Annotated in this window: 22 protein-coding genes, 1 pseudogene and 1 other annotated feature; of the genes and pseudogenes, 9 read left to right on the top strand and 14 right to left on the bottom strand. The window is 46.6% G+C overall.

All coding sequences use genetic code 11. The features are described 5' to 3' along the window. Nucleotides 1-5: 5 nt before the first annotated feature. Complete coding sequence (locus AEA42_RS07160; RefSeq protein ID WP_037425429.1) at nucleotides 6-641, bottom strand: YqiJ family protein; 636 nt, start codon at nucleotides 639-641, stop codon at nucleotides 6-8. Between the two features lie 280 nt (nucleotides 642-921). Between AEA42_RS07160 and AEA42_RS07165 the strand changes: the two genes are divergently transcribed. The 5 genes from AEA42_RS07165 to AEA42_RS07185 all read left to right on the top strand — a co-directional run bounded on the left by AEA42_RS07165 (nucleotide 922) and on the right by AEA42_RS07185 (nucleotide 4,276). After that, complete coding sequence (locus AEA42_RS07165) at nucleotides 922-2,427, top strand: carboxypeptidase M32 (protein WP_055647343.1); 1,506 nt, start codon at nucleotides 922-924, stop codon at nucleotides 2,425-2,427. A gap of 160 nt (nucleotides 2,428-2,587) precedes the next feature. Beyond that, on the top strand, nucleotides 2,588-3,082 hold the full coding sequence (locus AEA42_RS07170) for a GNAT family N-acetyltransferase (protein WP_037425427.1): 495 nt from the start codon (nucleotides 2,588-2,590) through the stop codon (nucleotides 3,080-3,082). Continuing rightward, nucleotides 3,082-3,432, top strand: coding sequence for a DMT family protein (locus tag AEA42_RS07175; protein WP_037415674.1), 351 nt, complete (start codon nucleotides 3,082-3,084; stop codon nucleotides 3,430-3,432). Before AEA42_RS07170 ends, AEA42_RS07175 begins: the two co-directional genes overlap by 1 nt. Nucleotides 3,433-3,469: 37 nt before the next feature. Beyond that, entirely contained in the window at nucleotides 3,470-3,727 is a 258-nt protein-coding gene (locus AEA42_RS07180; protein ID WP_011071581.1) for a DUF2960 domain-containing protein, read from the top strand. Nucleotides 3,728-3,766: 39 nt separating this feature from the next. Next, on the top strand, nucleotides 3,767-4,276 hold the full coding sequence (locus AEA42_RS07185) for an RDD family protein (protein WP_047538033.1): 510 nt from the start codon (nucleotides 3,767-3,769) through the stop codon (nucleotides 4,274-4,276). Between the two features lie 77 nt (nucleotides 4,277-4,353). Here the strand turns inward: AEA42_RS07185 and lptG are convergent, their stop codons facing one another. Then, nucleotides 4,354-5,412 (bottom strand): LPS export ABC transporter permease LptG, encoded by a 1,059-nt coding sequence (gene lptG / locus AEA42_RS07190; protein ID WP_037425424.1) that lies wholly within the window; start codon nucleotides 5,410-5,412, stop codon nucleotides 4,354-4,356. Continuing rightward, nucleotides 5,409-6,521, bottom strand: coding sequence for an LPS export ABC transporter permease LptF (gene lptF, locus AEA42_RS07195; protein ID WP_037415652.1), 1,113 nt, complete (start codon nucleotides 6,519-6,521; stop codon nucleotides 5,409-5,411). The genes lptG and lptF overlap by 4 nt, the downstream gene beginning before the upstream one ends. A 255-nt stretch (nucleotides 6,522-6,776) precedes the next feature. On the opposite strand from lptF, the gene pepA reads away from it, so the two are divergent. Both pepA and AEA42_RS07205 read left to right on the top strand, forming a co-directional pair. Next, a complete protein-coding gene (gene pepA, locus AEA42_RS07200) occupies nucleotides 6,777-8,285 on the top strand; it encodes a leucyl aminopeptidase (RefSeq protein ID WP_037425422.1) in 1,509 nt (502 codons plus the stop codon). Nucleotides 8,286-8,498: 213 nt separating this feature from the next. Beyond that, nucleotides 8,499-8,617 (top strand) — a sequence feature (Phe leader region). Between the two features lie 37 nt (nucleotides 8,618-8,654). Beyond that, the gene (locus tag AEA42_RS07205; protein WP_037425420.1) at nucleotides 8,655-10,655 is read left to right on the top strand and encodes a chorismate mutase; all 2,001 of its coding nucleotides are present in this window, start codon (nucleotides 8,655-8,657) and stop codon (nucleotides 10,653-10,655) included. A gap of 113 nt (nucleotides 10,656-10,768) precedes the next feature. Here the strand turns inward: AEA42_RS07205 and AEA42_RS07210 are convergent, their stop codons facing one another. The 11 genes and pseudogenes from AEA42_RS07210 to ffh all read right to left on the bottom strand — a co-directional run bounded on the left by AEA42_RS07210 (nucleotide 10,769) and on the right by ffh (nucleotide 21,945). Further along, nucleotides 10,769-12,073 carry a sodium:proton antiporter gene (locus AEA42_RS07210; RefSeq protein ID WP_055647344.1) on the bottom strand — a complete coding sequence of 435 codons (1,305 nt, stop codon included), beginning with the start codon at nucleotides 12,071-12,073 and terminating at the stop codon, nucleotides 10,769-10,771. A 45-nt stretch (nucleotides 12,074-12,118) separates the two neighbouring features. Continuing rightward, the gene (locus AEA42_RS07215; protein ID WP_011623581.1) at nucleotides 12,119-12,454 is read right to left on the bottom strand and encodes a hypothetical protein; all 336 of its coding nucleotides are present in this window, start codon (nucleotides 12,452-12,454) and stop codon (nucleotides 12,119-12,121) included. Between the two features lie 131 nt (nucleotides 12,455-12,585). After that, complete coding sequence (locus AEA42_RS07220; protein ID WP_082389618.1) at nucleotides 12,586-13,716, bottom strand: hybrid-cluster NAD(P)-dependent oxidoreductase; 1,131 nt, start codon at nucleotides 13,714-13,716, stop codon at nucleotides 12,586-12,588. 51 nt (nucleotides 13,717-13,767) lie between these two features. Then, on the bottom strand, nucleotides 13,768-15,432 hold the full coding sequence (hcp, locus tag AEA42_RS07225) for a hydroxylamine reductase (RefSeq protein WP_055647346.1): 1,665 nt from the start codon (nucleotides 15,430-15,432) through the stop codon (nucleotides 13,768-13,770). A 216-nt stretch (nucleotides 15,433-15,648) separates the two neighbouring features. Continuing rightward, nucleotides 15,649-16,788 carry a bifunctional chorismate mutase/prephenate dehydrogenase gene (gene tyrA, locus AEA42_RS07230; protein WP_037431256.1) on the bottom strand — a complete coding sequence of 380 codons (1,140 nt, stop codon included), beginning with the start codon at nucleotides 16,786-16,788 and terminating at the stop codon, nucleotides 15,649-15,651. A gap of 63 nt (nucleotides 16,789-16,851) precedes the next feature. Further along, nucleotides 16,852-17,942, bottom strand: a pseudogene (locus AEA42_RS07235) (3-deoxy-7-phosphoheptulonate synthase). Nucleotides 17,943-18,403: 461 nt separating this feature from the next. After that, on the bottom strand, nucleotides 18,404-18,757 hold the full coding sequence (rplS, locus tag AEA42_RS07240; protein ID WP_006080791.1) for a 50S ribosomal protein L19: 354 nt from the start codon (nucleotides 18,755-18,757) through the stop codon (nucleotides 18,404-18,406). 34 nt (nucleotides 18,758-18,791) lie between these two features. Then, entirely contained in the window at nucleotides 18,792-19,538 is a 747-nt protein-coding gene (gene trmD, locus AEA42_RS07245; protein ID WP_037415633.1) for a tRNA (guanosine(37)-N1)-methyltransferase TrmD, read from the bottom strand. 15 nt (nucleotides 19,539-19,553) lie between these two features. Continuing rightward, nucleotides 19,554-20,084: a ribosome maturation factor RimM gene (gene rimM / locus AEA42_RS07250; RefSeq protein ID WP_037415631.1), complete on the bottom strand. Its 531-nt coding sequence runs from the start codon at nucleotides 20,082-20,084 to the stop codon at nucleotides 19,554-19,556. 20 nt (nucleotides 20,085-20,104) lie between these two features. Then, nucleotides 20,105-20,353 (bottom strand): 30S ribosomal protein S16, encoded by a 249-nt coding sequence (gene rpsP / locus AEA42_RS07255; RefSeq protein WP_011071566.1) that lies wholly within the window; start codon nucleotides 20,351-20,353, stop codon nucleotides 20,105-20,107. A gap of 218 nt (nucleotides 20,354-20,571) precedes the next feature. Then, nucleotides 20,572-21,945: a signal recognition particle protein gene (ffh, locus tag AEA42_RS07260; RefSeq protein WP_037431253.1), complete on the bottom strand. Its 1,374-nt coding sequence runs from the start codon at nucleotides 21,943-21,945 to the stop codon at nucleotides 20,572-20,574. A gap of 334 nt (nucleotides 21,946-22,279) precedes the next feature. Between ffh and ccsA the strand changes: the two genes are divergently transcribed. Then, nucleotides 22,280-23,068, top strand: coding sequence for a cytochrome c biogenesis protein CcsA (ccsA, locus tag AEA42_RS07265; RefSeq protein ID WP_037415626.1), 789 nt, complete (start codon nucleotides 22,280-22,282; stop codon nucleotides 23,066-23,068). Between the two features lie 101 nt (nucleotides 23,069-23,169). Then, entirely contained in the window at nucleotides 23,170-24,441 is a 1,272-nt protein-coding gene (locus AEA42_RS07270; RefSeq protein ID WP_037415623.1) for a CNNM domain-containing protein, read from the top strand. The last annotated feature ends 296 nt before the right edge of the window (nucleotides 24,442-24,737 follow it).

Raw genomic sequence — 24,737 nt, forward strand, 5'->3', positions numbered from 1 at the left:
GAAAATTAATTATCAAAGCGAGTCGCAGACCAGACTCTTCCCTCTCTTTTAAGCAGCACCACTTGAGTACCACTAGCAAACTCGATACCTGAAGTTTCAGGCTCGACTAATACATAATGTTTTTGTTGATGTTTATCGCGAACAACCGCTTCCGATGGCATGCCTTTAATGGCGCAGCCTAAGGTGATAGTGCCGACATAACCGCTTAAGTCATCAAGGGAGATGGCGGTAGATTCATTTTTGGGGAGCAAATCGGCCAGTACTCGGCCAAGATAGCGACAAGACAATGCACTGCCAACTACGGCGATAGGTAAGGTAAATAGTTGCGGCAGCAAGGTAGCCGAGACCATTAAGCTAATGTAATTAACGAGATAGCCTGCAATGGCAAAACTGGTTAGTGCCAGCACAAACCAGATAAGTAGCGGCAAACGATTGAGACAAAGCCAGCCAGCAATCCCTGTGAGTCCGCTACCACCAATATCAGCATCATACTCAACATCAGCAGGCACCCACTGGTCTAAGGCGCTCATCATACTTAATCCTATGACGAGTGATAAGGCTTCAAAAACACCAAGGACAAGCACACAGGCGAAGGCAATAGTGTAAGGTAGGTTAGGCTGTTCAACTAAAAACGCCCACATAGTCATCTCCTTGAACGATACAGCAGTCCATTTACTTCACTGTAATTATCAACTTACGAGTGACAGCATAGCAAGGCAAGCTTAGTTTCCAAACAAAAATTTATCCTAAAGCAGATTTGAATAACTCCCCATTACGCCATAATGGCGTGAGCCGTTATGGTCAATAATATTCACGTCCTCCCTTTAGGGGTCTAGTGTGCTTTTGACTGCATGATATTATCATGCAGTTATTGTTATTTTTCGTGCTAATAGATAACGACCGCACCTTAAGATTGAGTCTATGGATACCGCTATGAACACCAAACAACCTACGCCAAGTTACGATAAACTTACGACGCATTTCCAGAAAATTTCACATTTTGAACATTTTAGTGCGCTAGGTGATTGGGATCAGGCAGCAATGATGCCCTTGGGCGGCGGCAGTGAGCGTGGCGATGCCATGGCTGAACTCGCATTGCATATCCATACCCTTAAAACGTCCCCTCACCTTGGTGACAATCTCGCTCTTGCCGCGCAAGAAGCGCTTACCTCAGAACAACACGCCAACCTAAGGGAAATGCAATATCAGTATCAACAGGCGACTCTAGTGCCGGGTGAGCTGGTTCAAGCCAAAACCAAGATGGCCTATCAGTGTGAAAATGCCTGGCGTGAGCAACGTAAAAACAATGATTGGCAAGGCTTTAAACCTAATCTTAAGGCGATAATCGCCCTTGCGAGGGAAGAAGCTTTAATCCGCGCCCAAGCGCAAAATATTTCCCCCTATGATGCCCTGCTCGATAAATTTGAGCCTGGCATGACTACCGCAAAGCTTGAGCAAACCTTTGGTAATTTAAAAACTTGGCTCCCCACGCTCATCCAAAATGTACTCGAAAAACAAGCCGGTGAGCCAACACTTAAGCTTAATGGCCCCTTCGATATCAAGGCGCAGCAAGCCCTTGGCCTCGATGTGATGGCCTATTTAGGGTTTGATTTTAACCATGGCAGGCTCGATATCAGTAGCCACCCATTCTGCGGCGGTGTACCGAGTGATGTGCGCATCACGACGCGTTATAACCAAGCCGATTTTAGTAGTGCTATCATGGGCATAGTGCATGAAACTGGCCACGCCCGTTATGAACAGGGTTTACCGAAACAATGGCGCGGTCAACCCGCAGGACTGGCTCGTTCCATGGGAGTCCATGAGAGCCAAAGCTTATTTTGTGAAATGCAGCTCGGTGCCAATCCCGCGTTTTTACGGCAATTGCAGCCACTGATTAAACAGCACTTAGGCTGCGAGTTCAGCGCCCAAGACTTGGCAAGACACTACACCCGCGTCAATCCAGGGCTTATCCGCGTCGATGCCGATGAAGTCACCTATCCTTGCCATATTTTATTGCGCTTCGAGGCCGAAAAAGCCTTTATCGACGGTAGCTTGAGTGTGGATGACCTACCCGACTTTTGGTCAAGCCAGATGCAACAACTGCTCGGGATCAATACCGATGGTAACTATCGCGATGGGTGTATGCAGGATATCCATTGGGCAGTCGGTGAACTTGGCTATTTCCCTAGCTATACCCTAGGCGCTATGTATGCTGCTCAGTGCCGTTTTGCAATGGAGCGAAGTTTAGGCCCCATTGAAAACCTTATCGATAACGGTCAGTTATCCCAAGTATTTGACTGGCTTGGCAAGCATATTTGGTCCAAAGGCTCATTACTGACAACGGATGAACTCATCATTCAAGCCACGGGCGAGCCGTTAAACAGTCAATATCTGGCTAAGCATTTAACTCAACGCTATTTGGGCTAAATGCAGTAGCGCTAGGTCATAAAGCGTTGGCAATAACACTCTAGCGCTTAGACTTGCCGCAATCGCATCACTATCGGAGTTTCAAAGCTTTTGCTGCGATTTGGGTATATAATCCCTGACTTATTTATTCAAACTGCTTTTGGACGGAAAAAGGTCGACCATGTTACTGCGTGCAATCACCCCACAGGATTGGGATGCTATTTTACAGATCCAGGAAGAATGTTATTCTCAACTGGATCCTGAACCCCTGCATGTATTGCAAAGCAAGTGGCACGTCTCACCTCAATCCTGTTTTGTATTTGAGGTAAATGAGTCAGTGGTGGGCTATTGTCTTGCTCATCCTTGGACCACCAATATGCCTCCCGCACTTTATGAGCCAATCACCCATTTACCTAAGGCCGATACTTTGTATCTGCACGATATTGCGATATCGGCAAAGGCTCAAGGTTTAGGCGCTGGGTCTAAAGCCTTAATGCGTCTAAAGCAGCTTGCCGATCGCTTTAACTTGAGCTCCCTCTCCTTAGTGGCGGTGCAAGGCGCTGATAGCTATTGGCGCAAAATGGGCTTTAAACCTAAAGCCATAGAGAAATGCCTTGGTAGCTACACTGATGATGCCATGTACATGATTTATAAACTTAATCATCGAGAAGAATGATGAACCCCACCCTAACGACTATTGGTTTACTCTGTCTTAGCAATATTTTTATGACCTTTGCTTGGTACGGACATTTAAAGTCCTTAGGCTCAAAGCCTTGGATTATCGCCGCCTTGGTCAGTTGGGGCATCGCCCTGTTTGAATACCTACTGCAAGTGCCGGCTAACCGTATCGGCTACACAGTGATGAATGTCGGACAATTAAAAATCCTACAGGAAGTCATTACCTTAAGCTTGTTTGTGCCCTTCGCCTACTTCTACATGAAGGAACCACTGAAACTCGATTATCTCTGGGCGGGTCTGTGCATCCTCGGTGCGGTGTATTTTATTTTTAGAAGCGAATTTAATTAATTTCAGAACCATTTCGAGACCATTTCAGGAGATATCCATGGCGCGTCAAGTGACTTACACCTTCAAAGGTGAGACGAAAACCATTGCCTTTAGTTATGCTAAACACCACGATTTATACGAGGCCGTAGCGGAGGCCGAAGGTATAGACTTAACCAAGTTTCTGGCGATGGAGCAACAAATTGCCATGACCTCACGCAAAGGCGCCAAGGCTGAAAAAGATTATCGCAAAGTCGAATTTGCTCGCTTTGGGTTTAGCAATATCCACTTTGTACGTGATGAAGAACCAGAAGCTTAAACCTTATCGTCATTTATCCATTTAGAATTAGGATCGCCGATGTTAAATGCTGAACATGCCAACTTTCCCCGCGCCGGATTCTTTCGCCGCCTAGGGGCAATCATCTATGACCTACTGCTAGCGGTAGCCGTATATATGTTTTCGGGCGCTATTGGCTTTGGTATTTTTTTTGGACTCACAGCCTCTGGCCTCGTTAGCATGAATGGCTTCGAGCATGTGTCCGACGCCCTCAATGGCACACCGATTTACCATGGGATTTATCAACTTTGGTTAGCGCTCTGCGTAGGTACTTTTTATGCGCTATTTTGGAGTAAAGGTGGCCAAACCCTCGGAATGCGCGCTTGGCGCCTTAAGATCCAACATCCCAATGGCCAAAACTTAAGCCTTATCACCGCCTATGCACGCATCGTCTGGTCATTACTCGGCATTGGTAATCTGTGGGTACTGATCAACGACGATAAACTCGCACTGCAGGATATGATGACCCGTTCTGAAGTAGTCGTGTTATCCAAAGAAGCTAACCAAATGCGTAATTGGCATGGCGCTTAAATTTAGCTTTTAGTCGCTTATAAAATTGTCCCAATAAAAAACGACGCCATTGCGTCGTTTTTTATTACCCGCGTTTATCACCGCCGGATAAAGTAAAAGGCAATACCCGTAAATAGTAGACTTGGCGCCATCGCCCCGACATACGCAGGTAGTTCATAAACAATACTCATGGGGCCAAATATCTCATTACTGATATAGAAACTAAATCCAGCAACCACCCCGAGTAACACCCGCGCCCCCATAGTCACTGTCCGCAACGGTCCAAATACAAAAGATAACGCCACCAGCATCATCACCCCTACGGTAACAGGCTGCATTACCTTGCGCCAAAGGGCTAATTCGTAACGACTTGGGTCTTGGCTATTGCTATTAAGATACTCTAAGTATCCCATTAAGCCGCGTATCGATAAGGCCTCAGGCTTAACCGATACCACACTGAGCTTGTCAGGCGTTAAACTTGAGCGCCAAATATCTTCATCTAAATGCTCAAGTTTCACTTCGTCATAGCTTAAATCGGTACGCTTAACATCCGAGAGATGCCAGCTGTCTTTACTGAACAATGCACTTTTAGCATGCACTACATTGGTGAGTTTTAACTCACTGTTAAACTTATATAAAGTGATATTGTTGAGCTTATCGATATCCGCAACTTCACCAATATTCACGAACAAATCACCATCTTTTGCCCAAATACCTCGGTGAGATTTAATCAAACTGCCACCGGAGAGTTTGATGGCCTGAAGTTCATTAGCCTTTTGCTCCGCAATTGGGGCGCCCCACTCACCCAATGCCATGACCATCAGCATCAGCGGCACGGCGGTTTTCATCGCCGATAGCGTGATCTGCAAACGCGACATGCCCGATGCTTGCATGACGACAAGCTCCGAATTAGAGGCTAACATCCCCATACCGATCAAGGCACCTAACAGCACAGCCATCGGGAAAAACATTTCAATATCGCGGGGCACAAGGAATAGCACATAAATCCCCGCATCCATCATAGTGTAAGTGCCGCGGCCCACTAAGCGCAGTTGGTCCACCCACTTAATAATGCCCGACAAACCTGTCAGCACCAGTAAACATAACGCCGAGGTGCTTAATAAAACTCGGGCGATATAAAGGTCTAAAATCTTCATGCAGCCACCTTTTTACGCGCCATTGCCGCTGATAAACGGGCAAATAGGGGCCTGTCTTTACCGAGCAGTAAAATCCCCATAATCAGTGCCGACAAATGGATCCACCACATGCCTAAATACTGTGGAATAACGCCATCTTGGAGCGCTTTACGACCCGCAACCATCAGACCAAAATAACCTAGGTACAAGAGAACAGCGGGGAGCATTTTGGCGAACTTGCCTTGTCGCACATTGACCCGAGCCAAAGGCACTGCAATTAAGGTCATAATAGGAATCGCCAACGGAATTGCTAGACGCCAATGAAACTCAGCCACGGCTTCAGAACCTTCCACTTTCATCAAGTCTGCCAGCGGTAAAGCTGAAAGTTTACGGCGACGTTCATCAACCTGTTGTTCTTTGATTTGCATCTTATAGCCACCAAATTCAATCATTTGGTAGTCTTTTTGTTGTGGGCTGCCCTGATAACGCACCCCATCATTGAGTTGTAACTGCTGTGAGCCATTTTGATCTTCATTAACGCGTCCCCCCTTGGCAACAACGACGTTAGTCAAGCCAATTTCGTCATTTGGATCGGGGAGTTGGGCCACGAATACTTTTTCAAGCTCATTATCCTTGCCAATGCGTTCGACAAACAGTACCGCACGGCCATTGGGGCTGGCCTGAAAACGCCCTTGCACGAGCGCGGCAAGGCCTGCTTCAGATTGTGCTTTCTCCAGCACTTGGTTTTGTTGCTCCTCCGCCCAAGGCGCGACATAGAGGGATAAATAGCCAGTAAACAACATGTTAATAACGGCAAGGATCAAAGTTACTCGAGTAACATACCATTCACTCACACCAACACCGTGCAGAATGACCATTTCATTCTCGGCATACATGCGACCATGGGCCATTAATATCCCAAGGAATAAGCTTAAAGGTAAAACCAGAACAACCAGATAGGGTAAATTAAGGCCTATCAAGGTGGCGATGAGAGAAGCGGGAAATTCACCGTCTGAGGCGTCGGCTAATATGCGCACGAAATGCTGGCTAATAAAAATAGTTAACAGTACAAAAAGTACCGCAATTTGCGCCTTTAAAACTTCTCGAATAAGGTATCTAAATACAATCACAGGTAGGATCCGGTCTCTAAACTTATCTTTTTGCTGGTAACAGACTAACTTTCATGTAAACTGTTTACTTTTGGTAGTTTTCTGACCAACTTCAGGGGTTCCTGGCTTACATTAAATGTCACGGCTTTTTCACAAAAACGTGACTCAAGTGCCGAGAATAAATCACCTTTGGAGTAATAACTTAGGCCCTTTTCGGGACAAGCAGACATTATCCAATAAATATAAAAATTTGTCTTTAAGAATCTAGGAGTGCTCATGGAGTTTAGCGTAAAGAGCGGTAGCCCCGAAAAACAACGCTCAGCCTGCATCGTTGTCGGTGTTTATGAACCCCGCCGTCTATCCGGTATCGCCGAGCAATTAGACAAGATTAGCGAAGGTTATATCAGTAATCTACTGCGTCGCGGCGATTTAGAAGGTAAGCCTGGGCAGATGTTATTACTGCACCACGTTCCTAATGTATTGAGTGAACGAGTGCTGTTAGTCGGTTGCGGCAAAGAACGAGAACTAGACGAGCGCCAGTACAAGCAGATCATCACTAAAACCATCAACACCTTAAATGAAACAGGTTCAATGGAAGCGGTATGCTTCTTAACCGAGTTACACGTTAAAGGTCGCGATACCTATTGGAAAGTTCGCCAAGCGGTCGAAACCACCAATAGCAGTTTATACAGCTTTGATGCGCTCAAAACCCGTAAAGGTGAGACCCGTCGTCCGCTGCGTAAATTAGTATTTAATGTGCCAACACGTCGCGAATTAACCTTAGGTGAACGCGCGATTGAGCACGGCATGGCCGTTTCTGCTGGTATGCATTTATGCCGCGATGTGGCTAACATGCCGCCAAATATCTGTAATCCAGCCTATTTAGCCTCTCAAGCTCGCCAATTGGCCGAAGTCCACGAAAATCTACATGTATCAACTGTAGGTGAAGAGCAAATGGCGAAACTCGGCATGAACTCTTACCTTGCCGTAGGTCGTGCCAGCGCCAATGAATCCATTATGACAGTGATGGAATACAAGGGTGCCGTCGACAGCACGGAAAAACCTATCGTATTGATTGGTAAAGGCTTGACTTTCGATTCAGGCGGTATTTCATTAAAACCGGGCGAAGCCATGGATGAAATGAAATACGACATGGGTGGCGCTGCTGGTGTGATCGGCACCATGAAAGCCATTTGTGAGATGAAGCTACCTATCAACGTCGTCGGTATTCTCGCAGGTTGTGAAAACATGCCATCGGGCAATGCTTACCGTCCAGGTGACATTTTAACCACCATGTCAGGGCAAACTGTTGAAGTTCTGAACACCGACGCCGAAGGCCGTCTAGTATTGTGTGATGTGTTAACCTATGTTGAACGTTTCGATCCTGAATTAGTGATTGACACTGCTACGCTTACTGGCGCCTGCGTGATTGCCTTAGGTAAACATGCATCGGGTCTATTCTCATCACATAATCCACTTGCGCACGAGCTACTCAACGCAGGTGAGCAAAGTGGTGACCGCGCATGGCGTATGCCACTGTGGGATGAGTACCAAGATATGCTCGATAGCCCATTTGCGGATATGACCAACTTAGGTGGTCGTCCAGCGGGCGCGATTACTGCGGCTTGTTTCCTCTCGCGTTTCGCGAAAAAGTACAACTGGGCTCACCTAGATGTTGCAGGTACGGCGTGGAACAGCGGTGCCAATAAAGGTTCAACCGGCCGCCCAGTACCGATTTTGACTCAGTTCCTGATCAACCGTGCTGGCGTCGAATTTGGCGAATAATCCCTAACAAGACCAAAAGGCGAAGAAACATTTCTTCGCCTTTTTTATGCCGCAAAGAAAGCGAAATGCCACTGAGACTAATACGATTAACTATCTGTTCATTCAATTTGATTGCGTGAGAAGAGTTAACAACAACCTAGATGTGAAAGAATACTGCTATTGAATATTTTTTGATTGACAGCCACGCCCTCGCCCTTTAGTTTTAGTCCCTATGAAAACAAATACCTTAGCGTTTTTTACTTTCTTTTTTACACCCCCACTCTAGGAGGCGGATTTACTGTGTAAAAACGAAAGTAAAAATCCAAAGCCTCCCACTGGGAGGCTTTTTCGTCTTAAACGCTTGAAAATCCGGCGGCAAATGAGGTCAGAATGCAAAAACCACAGCCTTTAAATCACACTCGAGAGCAAATAACCCAGCTCGACAATGAGCTTCTCTCGTTACTCGCCGAACGTCGCCGCTTAAGTCTTGAAGTGGCCCGCAGTAAAGAAGTGGATGTGAGACCCATTCGTGACACCCAAAGAGAAAAAGAACTGCTGGCAAGATTAGTGACAGCAGGGCGAGAAAAAGGCTTAGATGCGCATTATGTTATCTCGCTGTATCAAAGCATTATCGAAGACTCGGTACTGAATCAACAGGCTTATCTTCACGGCCGCGCTAACCCTGAAACGCAAAAACAACAGTATTGCATTGCCTACCTCGGTGCGCGTGGCTCGTATTCCTACCTTGCGGCCTCGCGCTATTGCCAACGTCGTCAGGTCGAGATGCTCGATTTAGGCTGCCAAAGTTTCGATGAAATTGTCCAAGCAGTTGAATCAGGTCACGCCGACTATGGCTTTTTACCGATTGAAAATACCTCATCGGGTTCAATCAACGAAGTGTATGACGTACTGCAACATACCAGTCTGTCCATCGTGGGCGAAACCACCATTGAAGTAAGCCATTGCCTATTGGGCAAACCGGGCAGCAAACTGAGCGATATCAAAACTGTTTATGCTCACCCACAGCCAATCAGTCAGTGCAGCCGCTATCTTAGCCAGCACAAAGGCTTAAGGCTGGAATATTGCTCAAGTAGCGCCGAAGCCATGGAGAAGGTCAACCAGTCTACCGACAATAGCGCCGCTGCGATTGGTAGCACAGAAGGTGGCGCGCTGTACCAACTCGAGTCAATTGAGTCTGGCCTTGCCAATCAAAAGATTAACCAAAGCCGCTTTATTGTTGTGGCACGAAAAGCCGTAGCCGTACCCGAGCAATTGCCCGCAAAAACTACCCTGATTATGGCCACAGGCCAAAAGGCGGGTGCGTTGGTTGAAGCCCTATTGGTGCTCAAGGCGCATCAACTCAATATGAGCAAACTCGAATCTCGCCCAATCCCAGGCACCCCATGGGAAGAAATGTTTTATCTGGATATCGATGCCAATATTTCCAGCGAAGCCATGCAGCAAGGGCTCAAACAGCTCGAGAGGATCACGCGGTTTATCAAAGTATTGGGGTGTTACCCTTGCGAAACCGTAAAACCGACACAACTCAGCAATAGCCAATTGTTGATTGAACCTAATACCTCTAAAGCCGAAGTATTCAGTGAAGTAAGCACTAAGTTATCTCCCTATCGTTACACTAAGGCTTATAAGGCGCAGGCGAGTGAAATTCACTGCGGCCCCTTTACCATTGGCGCAGGCCATCTTGGTGCTATTGCCAAGATGACTCTGAGCAAAAGCCTGCTGCTAGAGTCGTCACCAGCCGTCTTATCCGCCTTTGAGCGCAGAGTGAAACAGCTAAAAGAAGCGGGTTTCCAAGCGGTGATTTTAGACGGATGCCACTCGCTCGCCTCGGCCGAAGCCATCATCCCTAAGCTGCGCCAAACCCTGCATCAGTATGATTTGCTTTGTGTTATTGCCATCGAACAGGCGACGGATATGCCGTTGGCGACAGGCCATGCGGATATGTTGTTCTTGACGGGCAAACAAATGTTTAATCAGGCCTTGCTGACTCAGGCAGGCACCTTGCCAATCCCGCTATTCCTCGAACGTCACGATATGGCAAGCTATGAGGAGTTTATGGCGGCAACGGAGACGATTTTAAGCCAAGGTAACCAACAGCTTATCCTATGTGACTCGGGCATTCGTACCTATAACAATGCCAACTTACCCACTTTGGATTTAGCAAGCCTTATCCAAATCAAGGCCAACAGTCATCTCCCTATAGTGATTAATCCTTGTTATGCCATCAGTGAAGATGCGCTGCTACTGCAAACCCAAGGGATTAAACAGCTCAAAGCCGATGGTCTTGTGCTGAATTGCTCCCTCGAAGAAGATAAAGCACATGACGCATTGGCGCTGATGGCCGAGGTCGTTAGGGAGTTATATCGCTAATTTGAGCGTATAAGGATACAAAGGAACATACAGCCACGAATATCGTGGCTGTATTGTTTAGGGCTGTGGATTTAGGGCTGAGATTTTACCTCTCAAGATTAAACGCAGCAGACCTAAATCCGCTCAGGCGCAATCTGGCGATTAGCATCTGCCACAACTGCATTGCTACGGCGAATTAACCCCGTCATACTCGAGCCCTGCACTAGGATTGAAAACACCACCACGGCATAGGTCATCACGAGCAGTAGCTCTCGCAGCTCGACACCAGTTTGTGAATCGATAATCACACCCTCAGGTAAACTCATCGCCATGGCTAATGCCAGCCCGCCCCTCAAGCCACCCCAAATAAGGATCGACTCAGCATAGGGATTGTAGGACTTGACCAACCTAAATCCGATATAGGGCAAATATACACTCACCGCCCGTGCTGTTAATACCAGCGGGATAGCCAGCAGCATAAACCACCATAATGGCGCCTTAAAGGTGACGAGCAGGAGTAATAATCCCTGCAGAAGGAACAGCAACGCATTAAAGAAGGACTCTATCAGTGACCAAAAAGTATAGAGTTTTACCCGCTCATGGCGCACAAAATATTTAGGCACGCTGTAGTTGCCGATAATCATCCCCGCACTCACCATCGCCAGAGGCCCCGACACCCCTAATACTTCGGCGATGACATAACCCGCCGTCGGGATCAGTAAAGTCACCAGCATTAATTGGGTTTCTTCCTCACAGTAGCGAAAGAAATGGTGCAACAATACGCCCAGCACTGCGCCATAAACGATGCCCCCGAGCGCCTCTTGAACAAACAATAACGAGATTTGCGTGAAGGTCAGCGGCTCAGTTGAAAAGGCTAGATGGGAGATGGCCACAAAAATCACCAGCCCAATGCCATCGTTAAAGAGCGACTCCCCTTCCACCTGAATAGCAATATCTTCGGGCGCGCCCATCTTCTTCAAAATGGCTAAAACGGCAATCGGATCTGTGGGTGAAATTAAGGCGCCAAAGAGCAAACAATGGCTTAAGGCCAAGGGCAATCCCAACATGGGAGCTATGTAGTAAAGCAAACCACCGACGATAAAAGTCGAGAGCAAGGTACTGACAAAGGCAAGGATGAGGATTTCCCATTTCTGATGCCTTAAGATTTTTAAGCGGATCTGTAATGCCCCAGCAAACAAGAGAAAACCTAACATGCCATTGAGCAATAAGGCTTGAAAGTCGAGTTTCTCCAGCCCTGCCACAAAGTAACCATAAACATTACCGCCAAGGGCTTTTCCGCCCAGTAATAGCAACAGACTCATGCCCAAGGCTAATGCGGTAATGGCGACGGTTTCTTGCAGCTTATGCAAACGCGAAGATGCCACAGACGTGACTAAGGCTAACGCACAGAGAATACAGAGAATTTGATAACTAGTCATAAGAGTCTCTAATCACCCTAAGATGAAGAGACTCTAGCACAAGTTTTAGACTTCTAAACCATCCAACAGGCTTAACCAGCCTTTAATAATCCGATGGCAAAACCAAATAATACCAAAGAGATAAATCGAAAGACTGAGCCAAGTGATGGGCAGACAATAGCCCAACACTAACAGACCAAGAAATATCACATTGGAGTGACGCTGCCAGCGTAGATGTGATGCCAGCAAGGCATTACCTTGCGTATGTCGTTGAGACAAGTTGATAAATAGGCTCAACAATACCGGCAGCAGTAACAGCGGAAAGCCTGACATTAAGGCGTAAAGTAAATGGCCTAAGCTGCGATCTTCAATTTTTGCGGCATAAGTAGTTGTCGTTGTCATTGAGAGACTCCAGCCGGACGATGGGACTGGGCGTGAACTCCGCCCTTGTCTTTAACCTTACGTTCTCAGCGATATAATCGCAACTACGCTACAAAAATATTTCCGTTAAGGATGGCTCAAACAACTCAATATTAGCCCAACGACAGCGTTACATCCGACTTAAGCTTAGTTGAACAGGCTAACACATATCCGGCTTCGATATCAGCTGGCGTCAATGTCATACTACTAGTTGACTCAGTCTCCCCTTCGAGCACTTGGCATTTACACGCGCCGCATACGCCCGATCGGCAAGCCGCAATAATCGGTAAACCTTCAGCTTCAATCCCCTCAAGTAACGTTTGCTCTGCCGTTAAGGCCCGCTTTTTATCCCCAATAGATAACATAAAGCTTGCGCTGGCATTAACTTGATTTGCTGATTGCATTTCAGCTTGCTTGACTCGGCTTTGCGCTTCTTTCACTGCGGTAGCAAAACTCTCGTGATGCAGCTTACTCATATCAAAGTTAAGCTCAGTCAGAATCATTTTCACGGCCTGCATATAAGGCTCTGGCCCGCACAAAAACACGGTTCGCTCGGCAAAATCAGGCACTAAATCTCGTAGATTATTGGCACTTAAACGGCCGATATCGTGTAATGTTTCCTCAGTATGCCAAACCGTATCAGTGGTGACATTCTCCACAATATAACGCAGTTTAAAATCTCGATGGCGCGTAGCCATGGTCTCTAATGAAGTTTTAAAAATAATATCGGCTTGAGTTCGCGCGCTGTGTACAAAAGCGATGTCGGCATTCATTTGGGTATCGGTCAAATAACGCGACATCGAATACATAGGTGTTATACCGCAACCTGCGCTCAAAAAGAGGTATTTTTGGGCTGAAATATCAAACAGATTGAATTGCCCTGTTGGCGGCAGGACTCGTACCATTTGTCCTGGCTGTAGATGATCAATCAGATAATTCGATACGAGTCCTCCCTCAACCCGCTTAATGGTCACCATTAACGAGTAAGGTCGGGACGGCGTCGAAGATAAGGTATAACTGCGGCAAGCCTGTTCACCGTTGATGTCTAGCACTAAGGTCATAAATTGACCCGGCTTATAATCAAACTTCATCGGCTCACCCGCTTGAAAGCGAAAACTCACCACATCAGCGGTTTCGTTCCAACGTTCCACACACACTAACTGACTGAAACTGTCTTGACGCGCAGGCGTGGAGGATAAAGTGATATCGGGTAGAATATTGATATTCATAATCTTTGTATCCATAACACTGCGGCCTTATCGTCAAGCCGCAGTGATTCTATGCTATCAATCGACCTAGGCTACGTTTAACATGGTCTTAAGATCGGCTTCCACTGTGGTGGTATTACGCAAGCCAAATTTCTCTTCCAAAATCTTGGCTAAGTTTGCAGTTAAAAATGCCGGTGGCGTTGGGCCTGTACGGATATTTTTCACCCCAAGCGACAATAGCGTCAGCAGCACGACAATGGCTTTTTGCTCAAACCATGAAAGCACGAGGTTCAATGGTAATTCATTGATATCGCATTCAAAGATTTGTGATAGCGCGATAGCCAACTGAATAGCCGAATAGGCATCGTTACATTGGCCAATATCAAGTAAACGCGGAATACCATTGATATCGCCAAATTCCAACTTGTTGAATTTATACTTACCACAACCTAAGGTCAGGATAACGGAATCCTTTGGCGCCGATTTCGCTAAATCGGTGAAATAACTCCGCTCCGACTTATCACCATCACAGCCACCAACTAAGAAGAAGTGTTTGATAGAACCGTTTTTCACATTTTCAACTACTGTTGGGGCGGCAGCCATTAAGGCATTACGGGCAAAACCGATAGTGATATTGTGTGGGATTTCATCGTAGTGGAAGCCATCGAGCGCTAGCGCCTTTTCAATCACTACTGAAAAATCATCGCCAGTCACATGGGTCACACCAGGCCAGCCTACGATGCTACGAGTAAAGATACGGTCGCTATATTGGCCCACATTCGGGTCAATAATACAGTTAGACGTCATCACCACAGCGCCAGGGAAGTTGGCAAATTCTTTTTGCTGGTTCTGCCATGCACTACCATAGTTACCCACTAAATGGGGGTATTTTTTAAAGGCTGGGTATGCAAGTGCGGGCAGCATTTCGCCATGGGTATAAACATGAATGCCTTTGCCCGCCGTTTGCTCAAGGATAAGCTCTAAGTCTTTCATATCATGGCCAGAAACCAGAATAGCTTTGCCTTTTACCGGTTTAGTGTTGACGACTGTCGGTTCAGGATGACCAAAGGCTTCGGTCTCGCCCGCATCAAGCAAAGCCATAATGCGGTAGTTTAATTGGCCAATTTCCATCGCAGTGGAGAATAATTTATCTGCATCGACACTCGGTTCACCGAGAAACGCCATGATTTGATGGAAATCCGCAGCAATCTCAGCATCGGTTTTACCGAGTACACGCGCATGCTCCATATAAGCGGCCGCACCTTTAAGGCCGTATAAACAGAGTAATCGAAGTCCTAAAATATCTTCATGAATGTGATTTTTGTCTTTATTTAGCGACGCGATAGGTGCTTGAGACAGCATTTCAAGCTTGCTTGTGCCTAACACTAACTGCGCGACTGGCGGCATCTGCTCTGCCGTTTTCCCGCTCTTTTCACATGCGGCTTCATAGGCTGTTTTTAGATTTTCACGGTGTGTTGCAGCTTGCTGTACATAAGCAATGATCCGCTCATCATCGAAGTTGACGTTGGTTAAGGTTGAGAAAAAAGCTTTAGGAACAAAAGTATCGACTTCAGAATCTACAATGCCTAACTCGCGCGCTTTTACCGCATAAACGGAAACACCCTGCAACATGTAGATTAATAAGTCTTGCAGATCCGAGGTTGCCGCTAATTTGCCACACATACCTTGGGAATAACTACAACCATTGCCAGCGGGTGTACGAATGGTTTGCTCACACTGAATACAGAACATGGATAGACTCCTAATTTAAATTCATGCTTTATTTATGCATGTTTAAAATTAGTCTACCTAAACCGAAAATAAGCGACAGTGTTTTCTTACCTTGAATGCCAAATCTTAGAGAATGATCACCTTAAGCAATTACTAATTTACACAATAAAAGTGACTCAAAACCCATAAAAAATGCCCATCAAAGATGGGCATTTTTTATGACTAACTCATTCATTATCAGTTCGTTTTCATATCACTTACCGATTGCAACATCATGCGGCTTTCACGCTGAAACTGCGGCGCAAAATCACCAAACCACTTAGCAACCGTTTGGAACTGGTTGATAAACGCTTCCCTATCGCCCCGCTTTAATAGCTCTAATGCCTCGCGATAGTTATCCAAATAATCGCCAATCGCATGCTGGCTGTCCTGTTGGGCAAAAATAATATCGGCATAAAGCTCTGGGCTTTGGGCAAACAAGCGCCCTACCATGGCGAGCTCTAAGCGATAGATGGGCGAGCTAAATTGCAGCAGAGTTTCGATATCTGCTTCTTCTTTGCAAAGGTTTAAGCCATACACAAAGGTTGAGAAGTGGCGCATCGCCTGTACCAACTGCATCGCATTATCGTGGCGTTCAGGCTCGGCTTCGACAATTCGTGCGCCCCAAATCGTAATTTGCTCGAGTAACCATTGGTATTTATCCGCTTCGCGTCCATGACACACCACCACAACCTGCTTAGCTAAACTGCCAACATCTGGGCCAAACATAGGATGAAAGCCAACAACGGGTCCCTTGTGGGCAGCTAACATGGCATTCATCGGTTCAGTCTTGATAGAGGTTAAGTCGGCTAAAATACAGTCCTGTGGTAATTGGGTTAGTTTTGCACGGATAAGGTCGCAGGTGATGGCGATAGGCACAGTTACCAGTACCAATCCGGCATCAGCAAATAAGGTTTCCGCTTGCTGCCAGTCGTCTTTATCGAGCACTTTGACCTGATAACCCGAGAGCGACAGCATCTGTTGAAACAGTCCACCAAGCTGGCCTTTCCCGCCCACAATCACAACTGAACCTAGGTCATTTTTCACTTGCTTAAAGCCGACATCCTTCTCATTGAGATAGGACTCACGCATCAAGCGGCGCAAAATATCTTCAATAAGTTGAGGCGCAATACCCATGGTTTTGGCTTCTTCGCGGCGTTTTGCCAGCATTGCGGCTTCACGTTGCGGCGCATAAATCGGCAGGCCTGCGGCATGCTTAACTGTGCCCACCTGCGCGACTAAATCTAGCCGTTTACGCAGTAAATGCAGCAATTGCTGGTCGACGCCGTCGATAAGGCCGCGAAGGTGTTCTAATTCAGTTGTGGTTTTTTCGTTCATGTTATCGGTCCACTACCCACCTAAAAGGAAGGTGTTTAAACGTTAGGCACTTAAGATTTGCTCTCAAGCATTGGCCACTTTGAGCATATCAAAACGCGTTGGCAATACCGAAGATAACTTCGATGCGCCCGCACGTAAAACGCTTTCGGTTTTTCCCAATTAATACAGGAGTCTGTCACAGAAACCCCGTAGGCCAATTCGCTTAATGGTTTATCACAACTTTGATTACCTTCGTTTAAATGACTTTCTAGCATCACGCCAATAATGGACTTATTGCCGTTGTAGATCTGCGCAAACACATCTTCACACACAGGGACTTGCCTGGTGTAATCCTTAGAGGAATTGCCATGACTGCAATCGATAATAAGGCGCGCATTGAGTTTGGCCTTATGTAGCTGCGCTTCACATTCAGCCACACTGGCCGCATCGTAGTTTGGTGTTACGCCGCCGCGCAGGATCACATGCCCATCGGGGTTTCCCGCCGTTTGCAACAGAGCGACTTGACCCTGTTGGTTAATCCCCATAAATCTGTGGCTGCTGGCCGCCGATTTAAGGGCATTAATTGCCACATCGAGCTTTCCATCTGTACCATTTTTAAAGCCAACGGGCATAGACAAACCCGACGCCATTTCCCTGTGGGTTTGCGATTCAGTCGTGCGAGCACCAATGGCCGACCAAGTCACTAGCTCCGAAATATATTGCGGACTGATAGGGTCGAGCGCTTCGGTGGCGACGGGCAGCTCAAGCTCTGCAAGCCAAATCATCAGCTCACGCGCCATCTTTAAGCCTTTTTCGACATCGAAGGATTCATCCATATCGGGGTCGTTAATCATCCCCTTCCAACCCACTGTGGTACGTGGCTTCTCAAAGTAGACTCGCATTAAGATGTAGAACTCATCGCTGAGTTCATCGTGTAACTTTTTAAGCTTTAAAGCGTATTCCTTGGCGGCATCGATATCATGGATAGAACAAGGTCCAGTGACGATAAGCACGCGGTGATCGCGCTTATGGACAATATCCGCCACGGTTTTGCGTGCATTGAGGATATAACGATACGCGTGCTCAGAGAGTGGCAGAGTCGCTTTTAGCTCCTGCGGTGTAATAAGGACTTTCTCTGAACTGATGTGTACGTTATTGATCGTATCCTGTTGCATGCTTACCACCTAAAACTGAAGTCATATCCCCAGGTTATCAGGAGTCTGGATCTCAAACCGCTGGGGGAAGAATTAAATAGCCGAGGCCACCATGTAATATCGTAATGATACACCATTACAATAGGCGACCAATATGCCTATTAATTGGCAGAAGATCAAGGAAGAATTTAACAAATTCGGCATTTATACCAATCGCATTAGGGCGTGTTAACGTTTCGATATTAGATTTTGTTCGTTCTGGCAAGCATGTGCTCGCGAAACGAGGAATGATGTGTAGTTATTCAACTCAAATGACGAGCGGCTCTTATAACAAGGCAAAGGCTTGAAGGCACAGTGGCTCTCTGTCGAAAGCCTTAAACGCACGCGAAATCACTAAAATGGCAAACTTCAGCCAACAAAAAACCGCCACTAGGGCGGTTTTCTGTGCGAACACTACGTCTTGTTTTCTGTAGCGGGTACTATTACTTAGTAGCCAGCTTTTCACGGATACGTGCAGATTTACCTGAACGGTCACGTAAGTAGTACAGTTTGGCACGACGAACGCGGCCACGACGCTTAACTTCAATGCTAGCGATCAGAGGGCTGTGCGTTTGGAATGCACGCTCAACACCTTCGCCATTAGAGATTTTACGTACTGTGAATGCAGAGTGCAGGCCACGGTTACGTTTAGCAATTACAACGCCTTCGAAAGCCTGTAAACGCTCTTTATCACCTTCTTTAACACGAACCTGAACTACTACTGTATCACCAGCACCAAACGCAGGTACGTCTTGTTTCATTTGCTCATCGTTGAGCATTTTAATGATGTTGTTCATAACTTACTCCGTTCTAGAATTAACTGAGCTACGACTAAGCATGCTTGTCCATTGCTTCAACGAACTGCGCTAAAAGAGTCGATTGTTCGTCAGTCAGAGCTAGATTTTCAAATAATTCTGGCCGTCTTAGAAAAGTCCTACCAAGGCTTTGCTGCAAACGCCAGAGTCTAATTTGTTCGTGGTTGCCACTTAGCAGTACTGCAGGTACATCGAGTCCATCCAGACTTTCAGGGCGCGTGTAATGAGGACAGTCCAGTAAACCGTCGGAGAAAGAATCTTGCTCCGCCGAAGCTTGTTTTCCTAGCACGCCAGGAACCAATCTCGATACTGCATCTATCAAGGTCATTGCGGGTAATTCGCCGCCCGAAAGCACGTAATCCCCAACCGACCATTCTTCATCCACTTCCGTTTGAATGATGCGTTCATCAATACCTTCGTACCGACCACACACCAAAATCAACCGGGATGATTTAGCCAACTCAGTAACGCCTTGCTGATCCAGCTTGCGTCCTTGAGGTGACAAGTAAATCACCTTTGCCTCTTCGCCTGCTGCTGCTTTCGCAGCATGAATGGCATCGCGTAAGGGTTGCACCATCATCAACATACCAGGACCACCGCCGTAAGGCCTGTCATCCACAGTACTGTGTCTATCATGGGTGAAATCGCGAGGATTCCACGTGTGCAACTCAAGCAGACCGTTTTTCACGGCACGACCCGTAACCCCAAAGTCTGTTACGGCACGAAACATGTCTGGGAACAGGGTAATTACCCCTAACCACATATGTTGTACCTCGACTTAAAAGTCAGGATCCCAATCCACTAAAATCTGTTTACCTTGGACATCCACCTTCAAGATGAATTGCCCTGGGACAAAGGGAACCATACGTTCCACTTTGCCGAAACTATCTTTAGCGTTGGCCTTAACAAGTAGGACATCGTTCGAACCGGTTTCCACGATTTGATCGACAATCCCCATGTTATAGCCGGTAGTATTAATCACTTCACAACCGATAAGATCACGCCAATAGAACTCGTCTTCTGGCAATGATTGCATCTGCTGCGGCAGGATACCAATTTCGCAATTGGTGAGCATTTGTGCTCGCTCCCGCGTGGTGACACCTTCAAGTTCGGCCACAACGGCCTTGCCTTGGTAACGCCACTGAGTGACTTTTACTTCACGCCATTCGCCATTTTCTTTAATAAGCCAAGGCGAATAATCAAAGATACCTTCAACAGAATCGGTATAGGCGGTGATTTTCAGCCAACCCTTAATGCCATGACAGGAGCCTAATTTCCCCAGTACGACTGGCTGTTGGTTACTGCTCATCAATCTATACCTTAACGCTATTAAGCAGCAGCTTTAGCGTCTTTAATCAATTTTGCTACGCGATCAGTTGTCGCAGCGCCGTTCGCAACCCAGTGCTCAACGCGAGCTAGGTCTAAACGTAAAGTTTCTTCTTGGCCACGGGCCAATGGGTTGAAGAAACCAACACGCTCAATGAAACGACCGTCACGAGCGTTACGGCTGTCAGCAACAACGATGTTGTAAAATGGACGCTTTTTAGCGCCACCACGAGCTAAACGAATGGTAACCATGCGTTTTCAATCCTCTAATGATTTGCTTGAAGCAAAAATAAAAACTGGAACCCCGTGTTCGCGAAGAGTCCCAGATAGAAAGCCGGAAGATTTTACCTGACTTTTCAACGAATGCAACCCAATCTGGCGATTATTAAACCTGCCATAGAATTGCCCGCCTCATTCCAAATACAATCAACCAACTGATAAGACATCAACTTTGATGAAAATCGTTGAGATTAACGCCCTGGAAATTTCATTCCGCCAGGCATCATACCGCGCATTCCACGCATCATCTTTTGCATGCCGCCCTTAGCCGACATTTTTTTCATCATTTTTTGCATTTGGGTAAACTGTTTCAATAAACGGTTTACATCTTGAATCTCAGTCCCCGAACCCGCAGCAATACGACGCTTACGTGAGCCCTTAATTAAATCAGGGTTTTTACGCTCTTTCGCCGTCATTGAGTTAATGATGGCTTCCATTTGACGGGTCATTTTACCATCTTGGATTTGCGCTAAAGCATCCGGCGGCAACTGACCAACACCGGGCAGCTTTTCAATCATGCTCATCATGCCGCCCATGTTTTTCATTTGCTGCAGCTGTTCACGGAAGTCTTCGAGATCGAAACTACCGCCCTGCTTCACTTTGGAAGCCAGCTTCATCGCCTTTTCTTTATCGACACCGCGCTCAACTTCTTCGATAAGCGATAATACGTCGCCCATACCGAGAATACGTGAGGCGATACGGTCTGGATGGAAAGGCTCTAGGGCATCGGTCTTCTCGCCGACACCGAGGAATTTAATCGGCTTACCGGTAATGTGGCGAATCGATAATGCCGCACCACCGCGCGCATCACCGTCGACCTTAGTTAAAATCACACCGGTGAGCGGCAGCGCTTCGTTAAAGGCTTTGGCCGTGTTCGCTGCGTCTTGACCTGTCATGGCATCGACCACGAACAGTGTCTCAATCGGTTTAACCGCCGCGTGAAGCGCCTTGATCTCATCCATCATGGCTTCATCGACGTGCAGACGACCCGCGGTGTCGAGAATTACTACATCGATAAATTTAAGTTTAGCGTGGGCAATGGCCGCCTTAGCGATATCGATTGGCTTTTGGCTCACGTCCGATGGGAAAAACTCCACATCGACTTCGGTCGCTAAGGTCTCAAGCTGTTTAATCGCCGCTGGACGATAAACGTCAGCACTGACGACTAATACCGATTTTTTATGGCGCGTACGCAGCAGCTTACCCAGTTTGGCAACGCTGGTGGTTTTACCCGCACCTTGCAGACCCGCCATCATAATCACTGCGGGTGGCTGAGTCGCCAAATCTAAGGCTTCATTCGCCTCGCCCATGGATTTTTCAAGTTCGCTTTGAACTATCTTAATAAAGGCTTGGCCTGGGCTTAGGCTTTTCGCCACTTCTTGGCCAACGGCGCGCTCTTTAACATTGTTAACGAACTCACGCACTACAGGCAGGGCAACATCGGCCTCCAGCAGTGCCATACGCACTTCGCGCAGGGTTTCCTTAACGTTTTCTTCAGTTAAGCGACCACGGCCACTGATGTTTTTCAGCGTGCGTGACAGTCTGTCGGTTAGATTCTCAAACATCGTCCTGCTCTATACCTTTAAGGATCTCGATTAATGGGCAGTATTATAACCATGCGTGCGTATTATGCTACTGCTACGCCCCGGTTGCGTTAACTTAGGCATTTAATCTGCTACCACACTTATTTTGCGACTTGATGGCGACTATTTACACCTAACAATAAGAATCTGCTAAATTTTGCAACTTATGTCACTGCCCATTTGCCGATAGCTCATGCTATTCTAGGCAAAATATTGATCTGTATGCCCAGTTAAAACTCAAACAATCTGAAAATACGAGTTTCAAGTAGTTTGGGGATATAAGGCACCTTTAACAACACAAATAGGTTAATTACCCATGGTCATTTTTTCTGCCTCAGCCATGTTTTTTTATTGCATCGCATTGGTATTAGTGACAAGCCGGCTCTTCCATCCTGAAGGCCCTAATCGTAAAGCCGTTGCAGGTATCGCAGCGATTGCGGTGATTCTACACGCAGCCGCCCTCTCACAAGCGATATTTACCCCTGACGGACAAAACTTCAGCCTCACTAATGTGATCTCGTTAGTGAACTGGATCATCGCCTTCACCTTTACCGTGATGATGTTTAGGCTAAAAGTGATTGTGGTTGTGCCCGTGGTTTATGCCTGTTCCGTGCTCTCTGTAGCCCTGCTCTGGTTATTGCCGCCTAAGTTTATTACTCACTTTGAATTGTATCCTGAGGTCTTAGCGCACGTTGTGCTCTCTCTCATGGCATACAGCGCCCTGATGATCGCCGCCCTGTACGCGATTCAACTGGCGATGATCCAAAACAAGCTCAAAAAGAAACAACTCATGTTAAGCCCTAGCATTCCACCACTGATGACGGTAGAAAAGCAGCTCTATCATCTTGTTATTATTGGGGTCATTTTACTGAGCTTATCCCTAGCCACAGGCTTTATCTTCCTCGATGACATGTTTGCCGATGGCAAAGGCCATAAGGCGATTTTGTCAATTATCGCTTGGTTCGTGTATATCGCTATGCTGTGGCAGCAGTATTGGGTTGGCTGTAAAATTCGCACCGCAGTCATTTACACTTTAACTGGTGCAACCTTGTTATCCTTAGCTTATTTTGGCGCTCGCATTGTCAAAGAATTAATTCTTAGTTAATAATTTCAAGTCAGCTTAGGTGCTTACTCGCTAAGCTGACTTGACACCCCGTTTATTTCTCGGTATCAACTTAACCCTATCGGCCTAATTGGAGCCTATTTTTGGACGCTATATCGACAAGCGCACTCCTCATTTTCTTATTGGTGCTTATCCTTTTCTCTGCCTATTTTTCAGGTTCTGAAACCGCCATGATGACTCTTAATCGCTATCGATTAAGGCATCTCGCCTCAAATGGTCACAAAGGTGCCATTCGTGCCCTCAAGTTACTTGAACGTCCAGACCGCTTAATTGGCTTGATTTTGATTGGTAACAACCTGGTTAATATTCTTGCTTCAGCCATCGCCACGATTATCGGAATGCGTCTGTGGGGCGATTTAGGGGTCGCGATTGCAACAGGGGTACTGACATTGGTCGTGCTCGTCTTTGGTGAAGTCACACCTAAAACCATTGCCGCACTCAATCCTGAACGTATCGCCTTTCCATCAAGCTATTTACTTATCGCCCTATCGAAAGTATTTTCCTATGTCGTCACTAGCGTCAATTTTATCACCACGGGCATACTGCGCTTAGTGGGGATAAAGTCTATCAACAGCAGCGATGCATTAAGCAAGGAAGAACTTCGCACAGTCGTTCATGAAGCTGGCGCATTGATCCCCCAACGCCACCAAGAAATGTTGTTATCGATCCTAGACTTAGAAAAAGTCACTGTTGAAGATATCATGGTGCCACGCTCGGATATCTATGCAATTAACGTCAATGATGACTTTAAGTATATCAATCGCCAAGTGATCCAAAGCCCACATACTCGCGTGTTGGTTTACCGCGATACCATTGACGATGCTGTCGGCTTTATTCATCTGCGTGATGCGCTGCGCTTGCAATCAAAAGAGCAGTTCAGTAAATCCTCATTGCTGCGCGCCGTCAAAGAGCTCTACTTTATTCCTGAAGGCACACCACTCAATGTGCAATTAGCCAATTTTCAGCACAACAAAGAACGTATTGGCCTCGTCGTAGATGAATACGGTGACATCCAAGGACTGGTAACACTCGAAGATATCCTCGAAGAAATTGTCGGTGACTTCACCACTTCAATGTTACCAACCGCGAGTGAAGAGATTAACCAACAACAGGATGGCAGTTATTTGATTGATGCCAGTATCACCATCCGAGACTTGAACAAAGAGATGAAATGGGATTTTCCAACCGATGGTCCTAAAACCCTCAATGGCCTGATTTTAGAGTATTTGGAGGACATCCCCTCCGAAAACACGAGCCTACGCCTTGCAGGCTACCCGCTAGAAGTCATTGAAGTCGCTGACAATATGGTCAAAACAGTGCGAATTATCCCACAGCATTATCAACCACCCCGCTAACTTTACTACAGATAAAAAAATAGGCCGAATCCAAATGGAATTCAGCCTATTTCCCTCTCCCCCAAGAGATTATTTAACGCTTTGCGCTGAAGAATCCCCTGATGATTTACAAATAAATCATCAAATTAGGGTGGAAGCGCATCTTGTTGCATGATCAAATGGTTTCGCCAAAAACTACACTTGGACAACAAGATGCGCGAAGCCAATATCCTACAACATTCTTTACACCAATACTGCCCAGAACTTCACCTAAAACGATTAAACAGCTTGATGCTGGCCTCTAAGGCACTGATTGA

Source organism: Shewanella sp. Sh95 (assembly GCF_001308045.1).
In the GTDB taxonomy this organism is placed as follows: Bacteria; Pseudomonadota; Gammaproteobacteria; order Enterobacterales; family Shewanellaceae; genus Shewanella; species Shewanella xiamenensis.